The sequence below is a fragment of the Acinetobacter sp. ANC 4973 genome (genome assembly GCF_002135275.1).
Lineage (GTDB): Bacteria > Pseudomonadota > Gammaproteobacteria > Pseudomonadales > Moraxellaceae > Acinetobacter > Acinetobacter kyonggiensis.
Genome location: NZ_NEGM01000008.1, coordinates 32,745 through 47,367, shown reverse-complemented (window position 1 = coordinate 47,367; position 14,623 = coordinate 32,745). Strand labels below are relative to the sequence as shown.

Here is a 14,623-nt window from a genome sequence, read left to right as displayed (position 1 = left end):
AACATTAAAATAAAATCCGACAAAATAGAGGTCTCAAATGAAAGCAGCCTACATTAAACGCTATGGCAATATTAATGATGTACAACTAGATGAACAATCCAAACCATCTGTTACAGAAAATGCTGTCCTTGTTAAAGTCCATGCCGCAAGTATTAACCCACTCGATTTAAGAGTTTTAGAGGGTGAATTCAAAGCAATTCTGCCCGTTAAATTCCCTTTTATTTTAGGCAATGATTTTGCAGGTACAGTTGCTCAAGTTGGTTCAAATGTTACTCAGTTCAAAGTCGGTGATGAAGTGTATGCTAAGACAGATCTAAATGGTGCTTTTGCCGAATATACTGTCATCCAGCAATCCTCTCTTGCGCTGAAACCTCAAAATATTTCTATGGAACTCGCAGCTTCTTTACCGCTGGTATCGTTGACAGCATGGCAAGCACTGGTCGAAATTGCAAAAGTTCAAGCAGGACAAAAAGTACTGATTCATGCCGGTTCAGGTGGTGTTGGATCAATTGCTATTCAGCTTGCCAAGCATTTAGGCGCAACTGTCGCAACCACCACAAGCAGTAAAAATACGCATTGGGTCAAAGCATTAGGTGCAGACATTATTATTGACTATAAAACTACAGATTTTGAGCAAGAACTTAAAGATTATGACGTGGTTCTAGATACGCAAGGTGGAAAAATTTTAGAGAAATCACTGAATGTTCTTAAACGTGGTGGTCGTATGATCAGCATTTCAGGGCCACCTGACCGAAATTTTACTGAGACAATCAAAGCCAACGGATTACTTAAACGGATTATTCCCCTTTTAAGTTGCTCAATTCGGCATAAAGCAAAAAAACGTGGCATTACTTATTCATTTCTGTTTATGCAGCCCAATGGTCAACAGCTATCGAAAATTTCTCAGCTGGTTGAAGCTGGGAAAATAAATCCAATAGTCGATAAAATTTATGATTTTTCACAAATAAAAGAAGCACTCCAATACGTCAATACAGGGCGAGCTAAAGGTAAAGTCATTTTAAAAATTACAGAATAATATTGGAGATGAATCAATGAACTATCAATTGTTTGGTCAAACGGGTTTACATGTTTCACAAGTTGCATTGGGTACAGGAAACTTCGGTACAGGCTGGGGTTATGGCGCTTCACCTGAAGAGGCGAAATTAATACTGGATGCATATCTAAATGCAGGTGGCAATTTCATTGACACAGCCGATGTTTATCAATTTGGTCAATCTGAGCAAATTTTGGGTGACTTATTACAAGGCATTCGTGATCAAGTCATATTAGCTACAAAATTTTCCAATAGTGCTGTACCCGATGCAAATCAACTGCATAAAGGCAATAGTCGAAAAGCCATGTTTTATTCTGTCGAGCAAAGTTTGCGTCGATTAAAAACGGATTATATTGATCTTTACTGGGTACACCACCCCGATCATGTTACACCCAGCGAAGAAATTTTAAGAGGTTTAGAGGATTTGGCACGTGCGGGAAAAATTCTCTATGCAGGACTGTCAAATTTTCCAGCATGGCGAGTATCTCGTGCTGCGACACTCGCTGAACTTAAAAATACGGTGCCTATTGCCGCAGCACAATTCCAGCATAGTTTGCTCTATAGGGAACCTGAAACAGATTTAATTCCAGCATCTCAAGCACTGGGGCTTGGGATGGTGACATGGTCACCTTTAGGTGGCGGAATGCTCACAGGTAAATATCGCAAGGGTGAAAAAGGACGTAAAGAGGGTTTTGGCGGTAAAGTTTTTCAGCCAGAAAACTCCATCCAGCGCACAGCAATTTTAGATACCGTGCTTACAATCGCGAGTGAACTGAATGTCTCAGCCGATCAGGTGGCAATTGCTTGGGCGGGTACACATGGAACCATTCCGCTGATCGGGCCAAAATCTTTACAGCAACTAGAAAGCAATTTACATGCAATCGATGTTGTATTGTCACCAGACCAAATTCAGTTATTAGATTCTATCAGTCAAATTTCAGCTTCAGATCAAAACCAAATAGCTGTGCTACACAGGGATGCTAAACACCGAATTATTATCGCCTAAATAACGACTCACTCAATTTTTTAAGCAAAAAACTCAAATTTAAGCACTATACAATCAGGATATTGAACATGGAAATAATAGATGTTATTGCACAATGGGAAGAAACTGAGCGGGAAATTCGTCTGCGTTTAGGAACTCCTGATGCTGTACATTTATCTGAATTAACCAAGCGTTCAGGACTGGACGTTTTTGATGCTATTTTTTCTGGCGAACTGCCTTCACCGCCAATTGGAGAAACACTCGACTATATTCCTGTACATATGGAATATGGGATTGCTATTTTTCAGGGTCGGCCTCAGCGCAAACATTACAATCCATTAGGAACGGTGCATGGGGGTTGGTTTTGTACTCTACTTGATTCTGCTGTGGCATGCGCCATTCATACCACACTCCCTGCTGGAAAGGCTTATACAACCCTCGAACTCAAAGTGAATATGGTACGAGCACTGACAGTTGCAACGCCTCTCGTTCGTGCAGAAGGCAAAATTGTCCATGTCGGCCGTCAAACAGCAACGGCTGAAGGGCGAATCGTAGGGCCTGATGGAAAATTATATGCACATGCGACCACCACATGTCTTATTTTTGATGTTCCAACACAGATGTAAGAAGCTATCTTAATGATTTTTTAAATAACTTATTTTTATTTAACAACCATGATCAGATCGAGGTGCAACATGACAGATAAAAATCTTTTCAGTCCTTATAAATTGGGCAATATTGAACTCGCCAACCGTATTGTAATGGCTCCGCTGACACGTAACCGCGCAGGAAAAGGACTTATCCCCAGTGAATTCGCTGCTAATTATTATGCTCAGCGTGCGACCGCAGGACTTATTATTTCTGAAGCAACACAAATTTCACCACAAGCTCAAGGGTATCAAGATACACCAGGGCTATACACGTCTGAACAAATTGATGCTTGGCGAAAAGTAACAGATGCCGTACATGCCAAAGGCGGAAAAATCTTTGTTCAATTATGGCATGTGGGACGAATTTCCCATGTTGATTTGCAACCCAATGGGGCTAGCCCTGTTGCACCCTCCGCGATTCGAGCAGACACAAAGACTTTTGTAAATAATACTTTTACTGAAGTGTCCGAACCAAGAGCATTGGAATTACATGAAATTCCAGCCATTGTGTCAGATTTTCGCCAAGCGGCAGCTAATGCTATTATTGCTGGATTTGACGGTGTTGAAATCCATGCTGCAAATGGATATTTACTGGAACAATTTATAAAAGATGGTGCCAACCAACGAACCGATCTGTATGGTGGCTCTATTGAAAATCGAGCTCGTTTATTACTTGAAGTTGTTGAAGCTGTAGCCAACGAAATTGGTGCTGAATGCACGGGTATACGCATCTCGCCTGTATCTCCAGCCAATGGCATAAGCTGTAGCGACCCTCAACCGCAGTACAATTATATTACTGAACAGCTCAACAAGTTGGGCATCGTCTATTTGCATGTTATTGAAGGTGCTACAGGTGGACCTCGTGATATTGCACCCTTCGATTATTCTGCTATCCGCAGCCGTTTTGAACAGACGTATTTGGCCAATAATGGCTACGATTTAGAACTTGCAAATGCTCATCTACAATCTAATGAAGCTGACCTTTTTGCTTTTGGCAAACCATTCATCAGCAACCCTGATTTGGTCGAGCGTTTAAAACAGGGATTACCATTGACTGAATTAAACCCAGCAACCTTGTATGGTGGCGGTGCGGAAGGTTATACCGACTATCCAAGTTATCAAGCTCAATCAAAATAAACTGTTGCTTAAACTTAGCTGAATGTGTGCAATAGCATTCAGCTATAACAACGCTTTAATCAACCAAGTAGAAATCGAAAAAGCCATTTTTTATGTCATTTTTGCAGTTTTCAATTAATACAAACCACTGATTTATAGAAATAAAAAATTAAAATTCATACGTTTTTTTTCGAAATTTTGCACCATACGATATTTTTTAATTTAAAGATAAAAATATTATAAAAAACAATAGAAATACAGCAACTTAAGAACAAATATTTTGTTTAAATTATAAGCTGTTCTGCTATTATAAAGTTGAATAACAACACTAAATTTATAACTTAATAAACATAAAATCATAGAGGTTAAAATGAAAGGAAATATTTTAGATTTTTCAATTCAGACCAACACAGGCATTATCAGTGGTGATGATCAAAACCGCTACAATTTTACGGGTGCAGAATGGCGTGGACAACGCCCACCCGCTCGTGGTGATCGTGTGGATTTTGATGTCGACAATACTGGTAACGCGATTCAAATTTTTACAGCACTCGGTCACAGCAACCCTGTACAGAATCTATCTAGTCAATTAGACAAAATTTCTGATCAAAATAAAGCTGAAGAACAATTCAACATGCTTGATTGGTTTGTGAAATGTTTAAAAAATTATGTCACTTTTGATGGACGTGCGCGTCGTAAAGAATTTTGGTTCTTTATGTTAGTGTCTATTATTTTAGGCATCATCGTACAAATCATTGATGCAATACTTGGTACAGACAAAATTCTGAATGGCGTCTTAAATCTAGCATTATTCTTACCAAGCTTAGCTGTCGGGGCACGTCGTCTACATGACGTTGGTCGCTCTGGCTGGTGGCAATTATTGGCGTTGACTATTATTGGTATTATTCCACTCATTATTTGGTGGGCATCCAATACCAAACCAGAAAGTAATCAATGGGGACAACCTGCAAAATAGGCATTGTTCAATCATAAAAATAGAGGGCTTTCAAAACCCTCTATTTTAAATAGACTAGCCATATTTACGTGCAAAATCTTCATCTGAAGTACATAAATAAATAATGAATTCAATAAAAGCAACCAATGCAGGAATAAAAGTCCAGCAGAAAAGTAAATAAGCAATACCCCAGCCAATTTGACCTAAATAAAATTTATGTACACCAAAACTACCTAAAAAGAATGCCAAAATTGCGGCAACAATTCGATTTTTTGAACCCACTTGCCCAGAAAATGCTGAAGGATGGCTAAGAACATAAACATTCAGTGCCTGCCCTGATGGATCTATTTCAAAATCAACAATCTGACCACGGCTCGGAACGGTTTGCCCTCGCCACTCTGCACCTGTAAAGGAATAACGTCTCTGGTCATCGCCACTAATAAAACCCGCATTATTCTGAACAGAATAATCTAATATTTGCCCTTTCATTTTTAACCTAATTATTTTTTATCAATGACTTATTTATTTTATCTGCTACGGTATTTTTTATATATGATTTTTTTAAACAAACAAGGCGCATTAAGCGCCTTTTAAAATTCAAAAAATAGAGAGAAAACCAATATAAAAATCGTCTATGAAAGTATCTTAGTTCGAATATTTAATCAAACACGTCATTTAACAATCCTCTATAACTATCGCAATTCAATTTGATTCATCTGTTCTAAACTTTGTACCGCAGCAGAAAAATCCAACTGACTCGCCTGTTTTTTTTCAATACGCGCAAACTGTTGCTGAATGAGATGCATACTGGGCAGCTGCAAAGCTGTCTGCTGAATCAAATCAATGGCAATAGCAATATCTTTTTGCAACAAATCCAGTGCAAAGGTTTTATCAAAACTACGATTCAGTACCCGCTGCGCCATAATATTTTCAGAGATGCTACTCTTACCACTGGAATGATTAATACAATTCAAAGCAGCGCTTAAATCGACACCTTTAGATTTCAGCACAGTCAGTCCTTCCGCCAAAGCCCATAAATGTGTTGCCATTAAAGTATTATTAATAGCTTTTACCGCAAAGCCCGATCCACTTTCTCCGACATATTCAATTAAAGCTGAAAATGCTGAAATAATGGGTTTGGCTTGTGCAAAAGCATGAGCATCGCCACCAATCATCACCGTTAACGTGCCACGTTCAGCACCGATGGTTTGCCCTGAAATGGGTGCATCTAAGTATTCAACACCAATTTCCTTAAGGCTTTGACTGATTTTTTTTGCTGCCTCAGGTACACCACTGGTGCAGTCAATCCAGATGCTGCCTTGTTTTGGCAGATGCGCAGCGATCAACTGTTCAACATCGGCACTGGTGGGTAAACAGCTAAAAATAAAATCTGCCTGTAATGCTTTCTGCAATGACACCGCTTGCGTTTCGAAGCAAATGGCGTGGTGATCTGCCTTTGCCTGCGTTCTGTTCCACACCCAAACCTCATGCCCAAGTTTAGGAAGATGGGAGGCCATATGCCAGCCCATTGCACCAAGTCCGATAAATGAAATTGTATGACTCAAAATAAGCTCCTAATGATGCACCACAGGTGTTACCGAATTTTCGGCATTTTCACTCACCGAACGGGTCGCCTCTTCACCCCGATTTAAAAATAGATTCAGTACAATGGCCGCTAAAGTTGCCGTACCAATTCCGCCTAAATCAAATGCACCGATATGTAGGCTAAAGTTACCTGCACCCATAATCAGGCTGACCGCAGCAATAATTAAAGTACTGTTTTTGGTAAAATCAATTTGATTGTCTACCCAAATTTTCGCACCTGCCACCGTAATTAAACCAAACACCACAATTGATGCACCACCCAATAAAGCCACTGGAATGGTGCTAATCACTGCGCCAAATTTTGGTGATAAGCCCAATAAAATGGCAAATAAACCCGCCACCACAAAGATCGTGGTTGAATAAACTTTGGTGACTGCCATTACCCCAATATTTTCAGCATAGGTGGTCATACCTGTACCACCTACCGATGCCGACATGGTGGTACAAATACCATCGGCAAAAAATGCCCGTCCCATATAAGGCGATAAATTTTTACCCGTCATGGCCGAAACCGCTTTAAAGTGCCCCAAATTTTCTGCCACCAAAATAATCGCTACAGGTGCTATCAATAACATGGCATTGGCATTAAAAATTGGACTATGGAAGGTTGGCAGACCAAACCAAGCGGCATTTGAGATGAAAGAGAAATCAATAGGTTTGCCAAAACCCATCACATTGGCCAGTAAGAAATAGACAAAATAGGCACTACATAAACCCACCAGCAATAACAAACGACGCAGCATGCCGCGAGTAAAAACCGCCACAACACTGATACATAAAATCGTGACCACAGCCATCCAAGTATCAAAACTATTTGCCGAAACACTTTTAATGGTAATTGGTGCTAAATTCAGACCAATAATCATCACAATGGCACCCGTCACAAGTGGTGGCATGAGTTTCTCAATCCAACCTGTTCCCGTTTTCATAACAATTAAACCTATAGCCGCATAAACCAGACCGCAAGCCATGGTTCCCCCCAATGCAAGCCCAATATTCGGATTTGCCCCCACACCGGCATAGCCCGTTGCTGCGGCAATGGCACCAATAAAGGCAAAACTTGAGCCCAAATAACTGGGCATTCGACCACCCGTCATGAGGAAAAATAAAATCGTGCCTATTCCCGTAATAAAGATGGTGAGGTTTGGATCAAACCCCATTAACAAAGGTGCGAGTACAGTTGCACCAAACATCGCAAAAGCATGTTGCAAACCTAAAACAATACTTTTACCCGCAGGTAAATACTCATCCACCTGTACAGGTGTTACATCTAAGTCGCCTTGATAAGGCTTAAATTTCGGAAACCACGGTTCTTTAGCTTGCATGGGTTTCCCCTCCCTCAAATTAGGAATTTTGGATTAGTACATCGGTTGTGGCTCGCAATAGGTGCGGTTGAAGTACATCAGTGCATTCTGACCTTCATTTTTTTTCATCGCTTTAACCTGACAGATCAGTACATCGTGACTCCCCACAGACATGCTTTGCACCACTTCACAGTCAAAAGAAACCAAAGCATCATCTAAAACAGGTGCCCGTGTGCTTAAGGTTGACCATGTTCCACGCAAGAATCGTTCTGACATGGGGGTTTTTCCACCAAAAATATTTGATAACTCAATTTGATGTGCTGCCAAGGTATTTACACAAAGGACTTTATTGGTTTTAAAGGTTTCAAATACCGATGCAGAACGATTTAAACATACCAATAACGTTGGAGGTGAATCCGTCACACTACACACAGCAGAAGCGGTAAAACCAGCTTGTCCTGCCTCGCCATGAGTCGTAATCACATTCACTGCTGCACCCAAATTAGACATCCCTTGTCGAAAAGCAGCCTGATCAACTTCTATCTGCTTTTCATCCGCAGTAATTTGAAAATTTTGAGCCCGTTGCGCTACAGCATGACTCGACTGAACTGACATTATTTTGCTGTTCATAGCGATCTCCTCACTGAAATTCAGTGCTTAATATCTCATCTGAATTTCAATGCTCTCCTTTATTAATACCAAAGCTAAATAGGCTTGTTGTTAAAAACGGTGACAACTTAGACATGCGCAACTGACGCAATTTCAACCAAAGCATCTGGTTTGACCAATCCAGTTTGTACGCAATAGCGTGCAGGTTTATCTCCCGGAAAATATTCTGCATAGACCGTATTGATCGCAGCATAATCGGCCCAATCTTTAACAAAAACATGATTAAAGGTCACGTCATCCATGCTACCGCCTGCGGTTGCAATCACTTTTTTAATGGTTTCTAAAATATGTCGGGTCTGTGCCGCAGCATCGCCCACATGTACGACATTGTTATTTTCATCAAAGGCTAAAGTGCCAGAAACATAAACAATATTGTCAGCTTGTGTCGCTGGAACATAAGGCGCGAGTGGCTTTCCTGTTCCCGCTGGAAGAATGATCTTTTTAGGCATAGATTGATTTCCTGATAATTTGATTCAACAAGTGACTTAAGCGCTTTGGTCGAAATATTGTTTTTTAAATTGAAATGTTTTCACAAATTGCTGTGTATCCGACACCCAGCCAAAAAATGTTTTAATGTTATACAGGCTGGCTTGCTGTGCTTCTGCTGGCCCAGCCTGATAACATGCGTCACTCAGTGCTATGCCAAAATATTCAAGAAAAAAACCATCTCTTAACGTCGATTCCACACACACATTGGTCGCAATACCGACAAAAACCAAGTTACGAATACCCCGACTGCGCAACATGCTATCCAGTGCGGTATTAAAGAAACCGCTATAACGTGGTTTTTCAATCACAATGTCTTGTGCTAAAGGTTGTAACTCATCAATTAATTCAAAGTCCCAGCCTCCTTTTGCCAGCAATTTTCCTTGCAACTCAGGTTGCTTACGCATGGTTTTTAAGGCATTGGATTTATGAAAATTCGGGGAATTTACACCGCCAGCCTCAACATACTGCTCATCCCAGCCATTTTTGAAATAAATCACCTGAATGCCCGCTGCATGTGCAGCAGCAACCGCTTTTTTAATGTTGTCTACTACAGGCTGAGTGGTCGAGACATCAAAACCAGCTAAATCTAAATAGCCACCTTTTGAGGTATAGGCATTTTGCATATCAATCACGATTAACGCTGTTTGTTCAGCTGCAAGTTGAATCGCTTCTGGTTCTGCTTTTAAAATTTTTCCAGTGCCTGCGGCTTGGGTAAATCCTGTACAAACCACATTTTCAAATGACACATTGCTCTTCATGCTGATTTCTCCAAAACAGGAATTTGAGTCACTTCACCCTCAACCACAATATGTTCACGACATTTCATCAGCGGTTGAATTTTCTGACCAAAGTCCTCGACCCCCTGAATAAAATCATCAAAGGTTAAAAGAATGCCTTCCGTTGCTTGAATTTCACCAATTTCATCCAGCATTTTCGCAACATTTTCATAAGAGCCAACAAGCGTTCCCATATTGATATTTACTGGAGATACACTCGAAGCCATTTGGCGAATATTGGTATCTGCACCCGATTTAGTGTCTTTACCGCCCTGATTTAATAACCAGTTAATGGCTTCTACATCGGCCCCATCGTTATAGTTTTGCCATTTCGCAAAAGCATCATCATCCGTTTCAGCAGCAATTAACATGAATAAAACATAGGTCGAAACATCACGCCCTGTTTTATCGGTTTGCGCTTTTAAGCGGTCATTAATATCGGCATAGGCTGTAGGTGTATTTAAGCCTTTACCAAAGACAAAATTGTAGTCAGCATATTTAGCCGAGAACTCCAAACCTGTATCGGACTGTCCTGCACAAATAATTTTCATATCTGCTTGTGGACGCGGACTGACCCGACAATCATCCATTTGGAAATGTTCGCCTTTAAAATCGGATTGCCCTGTCGCCCAAAGCTCACGTAAAATTTCCACATATTCCGACAAATAATCATAGCGCTTCGCGAAATATTCATCCCCTGGCCACATGCCCATTTGTTTATATTCAGGTGCTTGCCAGCCTGTAACCACATTTAAACCAAAACGCCCATTCGAAATGGAATCAATGGTCGATGCCATACGTGCCACAATTGCAGGTGGCATGACCAGTGTTGCAGCAGTGGCATAAATTTGGATTTTGCTTGTCACTGCTGCCAGCCCAGCCATTAAAGTAAAGGTTTCAAGGTTATGATCCCAGAATTCTGTTTTTCCGCCAAAGCCACGTAGCTTGATCATCGATAGTGCAAAATCGAATCCGTAATGTTCCGCACGTTGTACGATCTGTTTGTTCATTTCAAAGCTAGGCTTATATTGTGGTGCATTTTCAGACAGCAACCAGCCATTATTTCCAATTGGACAGAAGACACCGATTTTCATTTTTAAGTACCTCTTTTTACCATTTGTTTAAGAATACCCTTTAGGTATTTCACTTGATTATTTATATCAAGTATTTAGCAAATGGCGTGCCAAATATATTTTATTAATATTAATCAAATGTTTATATTTTATTTATTTTATCAAACAGTAAAATAACCCATTATTCAGATGCACCGTTATAGTTGCAATGGCTCCAAAAAAATGCACAATTAAAAAAACAGTCACTATTTTTTTATAAAGCCTAAATATCTTTAAGCCTATAAATAAAAAAACCGTGATCTTAAAATCACGGTTTAATCAAACACTCTAAAAACCAGCTTATTCACACATTTAAAAATACAGATGCGCGCTGTAGATTCATTGATGAAAAACTATGAAGCCGTCATTTGCATAAAATGGGGCTGAAAAAATTGAAGTATCGTTTTATTCAATAGCTCTGCTCTGGTCACTGTTGAAGCATGTGCGCCTGTTTCAAGAACAGTCAGTTGTCCATGTCCAAACTGTTGCTGTAAATCACTAGATTTTTGTACAGGCACTAAAAAGTCATCCTGATTTGCAATGAAATGCAGTTGACTATGCTGCAATGCATGTATGTGCTGTTCATTGATCCTAAATTTTTGTGCAGCATCAATGCGCCTAAGAACATTTTGAATCGGTGGAAAATTTTCCAGTTGAATATTTTCTAGTGTATTTAAATGTTCATAATTTTTTGAAATCCATGCGGGCGGATACAGGAACAATCCCTGTGCTCTAACATAAGCCTCTGAACCTGCTGATTTTAATAAATGAATTCGAGTTTCAAAGCATTTGCTTGTATGCGGATCTAACTCATTCCATGCATTAATACAGGTTAAACTTAAGCATGTATTTCCAGATGAGCTAAGCAAGACAGCCAGTTCTGCACCAATAAAGCCACCAATCGCATGTCCAATAAAATGAAAATGCTGAATTTTTTCTTGCGCCAGAATTTGCACCAATTGCTTGGCTAAATCAGTCATTGAATATTGTTCTGGTAAAGCCATGGAGTCGGCATGGCAACCTTCTTGGTCATAACTTAAAACATGAAAATGCTGGGTAAGTGCTGCAATCTGAGGCTGCCAAAAACTGGCATGACCGCCTAAACCTGAAGCTAAAATCAGAAAATCAGCATTTAAGTTTTTTGTACAACGATTAATTTGATAAGTCATTTTTACCATTCATTAAAATAAATTTAATGGATCAATAGCAAAATTTGTGCCTAAAAATGAGTGCATGACCATTAATGTTATACACATAGCCTGCTCTATGGATAATCATGCGCAACTTATCATGTTCAGAAGAATAAAGTTCATTGGGTAGAATAAAGCTGACTTAAAAGAACTTATCTATGATTTTTATCAGAGATAAAAATAGATAAACCAAATTAAATATAAAAAATTAAACATCAAAATGCGGCAAGATGACCTCAAAATCCACCCAAAAACCATTTGGATTAGAGTCTATTCCAGCCATGTACAGCTCAATTTCAAACTTTAATATGACCTAATTTATTGGCAATTTCTTATATAAATGGTTCTAGTAATATGATTAAAGCCATCTATTGCTGCGTTTTGGTGCTGCATTCTTTTAGCAACAGTCTAATTACAACATCAAAAAGATCCTGCATATTTTTTCGTATGCCACAATTGCGATTTATCCTGCTAAATAAATCGTCTGCCATTTTTTTAAATTTTTATGCAAAAGTTAGCTCTGGTGAACCAAACTGAACAGTAGCTAATCAAATTTGCGTAACAACCGTTTTCATTTTCCATTAAAAAAGCCACCTAAAAGGTGGCTTTCATTTTCAGCTAGGCTGAAACAACAATTAACCTAGTTTCTTAGAAACATAGTCAATTGCAGATTGAACAGTTGTGATTTCGTTAGAATCTTCATCAGGGATAGTGATGTCAAAATCATTTTCGAAAGACATAACAAGCTCAACTAAGTCTAAAGAGTCAGCACCTAAGTCATCCATAAAAGATGCTTCGTTTTTAATCTCTTCAGCTTTAAGACCAAGTTGTTCTGCAACCGCTTGTTTGATACGTAGTTCGATATCGCTCACAGGAATTCTCCTCATTGCTTGTGGCGTTTTTAATGCCGTTAGTTTAATTGAATATCTGATTTTTGGAAAGTTTATACTTGAGCTTAGCTCATGTATAGACCACCGTTCACATGTAAAACAGTACCAGTGATATAACTTGCTTTCTCGCTAGCTAAAAAGCTCACTGCATTTGCGATATCTTGTGGATCACCTAAACGGTTTAATGCCACTTGATCACTCATTTTCTTACGAATTTCTTCACTTAATTGCTCAGTCATTTCTGTTGCAATGAAACCAGGGGCAACAGCATTCACCGTAATTTGGCGACTACCCATTTCTTTTGCAAGACTACGACCGAACGCTTCTATGCCTGCCTTAGCGGCAGAATAGTTGGCTTGTCCCGGGTTTGCAAAGTGTGCAACCACAGAACTAATATTAATAATGCGTCCAAAACGTGCTTTGGTCATGCCTTTTAAAACACGCTTAGATAGACGATAAACGGCTTTCAAATGAATATTGAGAATATCATCCCAATCATCTTCAGACATGCGTAATAACAAATTATCTTTGGTAATTCCTGCATTATTTACCAGTGCAAGAACTGGACCATATTTTTGTTCAATATCTGTAACCAAGGCATCAATGGCTGTCGCATCACGTACATCCAGTACTTTACCTGCACCATTTTCAGCAAAACTTGCAGATAATTTTTCTGCGCCTGCTTCAGATGTTGCCGTACCCACGACAAAATAACCGTCTAAAATTAATTGCTGAGCAATGGCTGCACCAATTCCTCTGCTCGCACCTGTTACCAATGCGACTTTGCGTTGTTGTGTCATGCGATTTTCCCTTCAGCCACTAAAATGGCATTTAATGCATCCTCCAAACGACTATTACTGTCGAGTGGGAACGCTTTTTCAATATTTGGTAAACGCTTCGCAAGATTGGCAAGCACATTCCCTGGACCACACTCAACCACATATTGCACACCTTGATCTTGAAGGTACTGCATCGTCTTGGTCCATTGCACAGATTGGTACAATTGAGCGGTTAATGCCTGACGTAATTGCGTCACGTCTGTCGCAATTTCTGCGTTGACATTTTGTATTACAGGAAGGCTAGGTAGCTCAATGGCAGTTTGTTCCAAAGCTTCTGCAAACTTTTCAGCAGCAGGTTTCATCAGTGAACAATGCGACGGCACTGAAACAGGAAGCGCAATCGCTTTACCCCCTTTTTCTTTTGCCGTTGCCATGACGGCTTCCACTAAAGTTTTATCGCCAGCAATCACAACCTGACCTTGCGCATTATAATTGGCTGCTTCTACTGAGCCACGACCTTGCATATTGGCTTGTTCACACAATTCAAGCACTTGAGCATCGTCTAAACCCAAAATTGCGGCCATTGCACCCTGCCCTTGAGGGACAGCATCTTGCATGAGTTTACCGCGCAAATTGACCAGTTTAACTGCATCACCAAGGCTCATTGCCCCAGCCGCAACCAATGCACTGTATTCACCAAGTGAATGACCTGCAAGATATTTTGGCGCAACACCACCTAATTCCAACCACACGCGCCATAAGGCGATACTTGTAGTCAGCAATACAGGCTGTGTAAATTCTGTTTGGTTTAAGCCTTCGCCACTTTGTGCAATATGCCATAAATCGAAACCAATGGCTTCTGACGCTTCAGCAAAAGTATCCGTTATCCCACTAAACTGTTCAGCAAGTTCAGCTAACATGCCAACTTTTTGTGAACCCTGACCAGGAAAAACAAATGCAGTTTTTGTTGCTTGAGCTGCTTGCTCGAGTCGTTTAGACGACATATAAAAATCCTTTCATGAACCTAAGCTCGTTTATGCTGCGAAATT

16 protein-coding genes are annotated in these 14,623 nt (G+C 39.9%); 5 read left to right on the top strand and 11 right to left on the bottom strand.

What is annotated here, in order from left to right:
• The first annotated feature begins 37 nt into the window (after positions 1–37).
• The 5 genes from B9T30_RS11210 to B9T30_RS11190 all read left to right on the top strand — a co-directional run bounded on the left by B9T30_RS11210 (position 38) and on the right by B9T30_RS11190 (position 4,781).
• Positions 38–1,036 (top strand): NADP-dependent oxidoreductase, encoded by a 999-nt coding sequence (locus B9T30_RS11210; protein WP_086185064.1) that lies wholly within the window; start codon positions 38–40, stop codon positions 1,034–1,036.
• Positions 1,037–1,052: 16 nt separating this feature from the next.
• The gene (locus B9T30_RS11205) at positions 1,053–2,060 is read left to right on the top strand and encodes an aldo/keto reductase (RefSeq protein ID WP_086185063.1); all 1,008 of its coding nucleotides are present in this window, start codon (positions 1,053–1,055) and stop codon (positions 2,058–2,060) included.
• Between the two features lie 68 nt (positions 2,061–2,128).
• Positions 2,129–2,665, top strand: coding sequence for a PaaI family thioesterase (locus tag B9T30_RS11200; protein ID WP_086185062.1), 537 nt, complete (start codon positions 2,129–2,131; stop codon positions 2,663–2,665).
• A 69-nt stretch (positions 2,666–2,734) separates the two neighbouring features.
• Complete coding sequence (locus B9T30_RS11195; RefSeq protein WP_086185061.1) at positions 2,735–3,826, top strand: alkene reductase; 1,092 nt, start codon at positions 2,735–2,737, stop codon at positions 3,824–3,826.
• Between the two features lie 349 nt (positions 3,827–4,175).
• Entirely contained in the window at positions 4,176–4,781 is a 606-nt protein-coding gene (locus tag B9T30_RS11190) for a DUF805 domain-containing protein (protein WP_086185060.1), read from the top strand.
• 54 nt (positions 4,782–4,835) lie between these two features.
• Here the strand turns inward: B9T30_RS11190 and B9T30_RS16360 are convergent, their stop codons facing one another.
• The 11 genes from B9T30_RS16360 to fabD all read right to left on the bottom strand — a co-directional run bounded on the left by B9T30_RS16360 (position 4,836) and on the right by fabD (position 14,578).
• Positions 4,836–5,249: a TM2 domain-containing protein gene (locus tag B9T30_RS16360; protein WP_092692230.1), complete on the bottom strand. Its 414-nt coding sequence runs from the start codon at positions 5,247–5,249 to the stop codon at positions 4,836–4,838.
• Between the two features lie 203 nt (positions 5,250–5,452).
• Positions 5,453–6,325, bottom strand: coding sequence for an NAD(P)-dependent oxidoreductase (locus B9T30_RS11180; RefSeq protein WP_086185059.1), 873 nt, complete (start codon positions 6,323–6,325; stop codon positions 5,453–5,455).
• Between the two features lie 9 nt (positions 6,326–6,334).
• A complete protein-coding gene (rutG, locus tag B9T30_RS11175; RefSeq protein ID WP_086185058.1) occupies positions 6,335–7,690 on the bottom strand; it encodes a pyrimidine utilization transport protein G in 1,356 nt (451 codons plus the stop codon).
• A 33-nt stretch (positions 7,691–7,723) separates the two neighbouring features.
• Positions 7,724–8,299: an NADH-dependent FMN reductase RutF gene (gene rutF, locus B9T30_RS11170; RefSeq protein ID WP_143223205.1), complete on the bottom strand. Its 576-nt coding sequence runs from the start codon at positions 8,297–8,299 to the stop codon at positions 7,724–7,726.
• Between the two features lie 107 nt (positions 8,300–8,406).
• The gene (gene rutC / locus B9T30_RS11165; protein ID WP_086185057.1) at positions 8,407–8,787 is read right to left on the bottom strand and encodes a pyrimidine utilization protein C; all 381 of its coding nucleotides are present in this window, start codon (positions 8,785–8,787) and stop codon (positions 8,407–8,409) included.
• 36 nt (positions 8,788–8,823) lie between these two features.
• Entirely contained in the window at positions 8,824–9,585 is a 762-nt protein-coding gene (gene rutB / locus B9T30_RS11160; protein WP_086185056.1) for a pyrimidine utilization protein B, read from the bottom strand.
• The gene (rutA, locus tag B9T30_RS11155; protein ID WP_086185055.1) at positions 9,582–10,697 is read right to left on the bottom strand and encodes a pyrimidine utilization protein A; all 1,116 of its coding nucleotides are present in this window, start codon (positions 10,695–10,697) and stop codon (positions 9,582–9,584) included. Before rutA ends, rutB begins: the two co-directional genes overlap by 4 nt.
• A 371-nt stretch (positions 10,698–11,068) precedes the next feature.
• A complete protein-coding gene (gene rutD, locus B9T30_RS11150; RefSeq protein WP_086185054.1) occupies positions 11,069–11,884 on the bottom strand; it encodes a pyrimidine utilization protein D in 816 nt (271 codons plus the stop codon).
• A gap of 656 nt (positions 11,885–12,540) precedes the next feature.
• A complete protein-coding gene (gene acpP / locus B9T30_RS11145; protein WP_004651013.1) occupies positions 12,541–12,777 on the bottom strand; it encodes an acyl carrier protein in 237 nt (78 codons plus the stop codon).
• A gap of 83 nt (positions 12,778–12,860) precedes the next feature.
• Positions 12,861–13,595, bottom strand: a complete 735-nt coding sequence (gene fabG / locus B9T30_RS11140) for a 3-oxoacyl-ACP reductase FabG (protein WP_086185053.1) — start codon at positions 13,593–13,595, stop codon at positions 12,861–12,863.
• Positions 13,592–14,578: an ACP S-malonyltransferase gene (gene fabD, locus B9T30_RS11135; protein ID WP_086185052.1), complete on the bottom strand. Its 987-nt coding sequence runs from the start codon at positions 14,576–14,578 to the stop codon at positions 13,592–13,594. The genes fabG and fabD overlap by 4 nt, the downstream gene beginning before the upstream one ends.
• Positions 14,579–14,623: the final 45 nt, after the last annotated feature.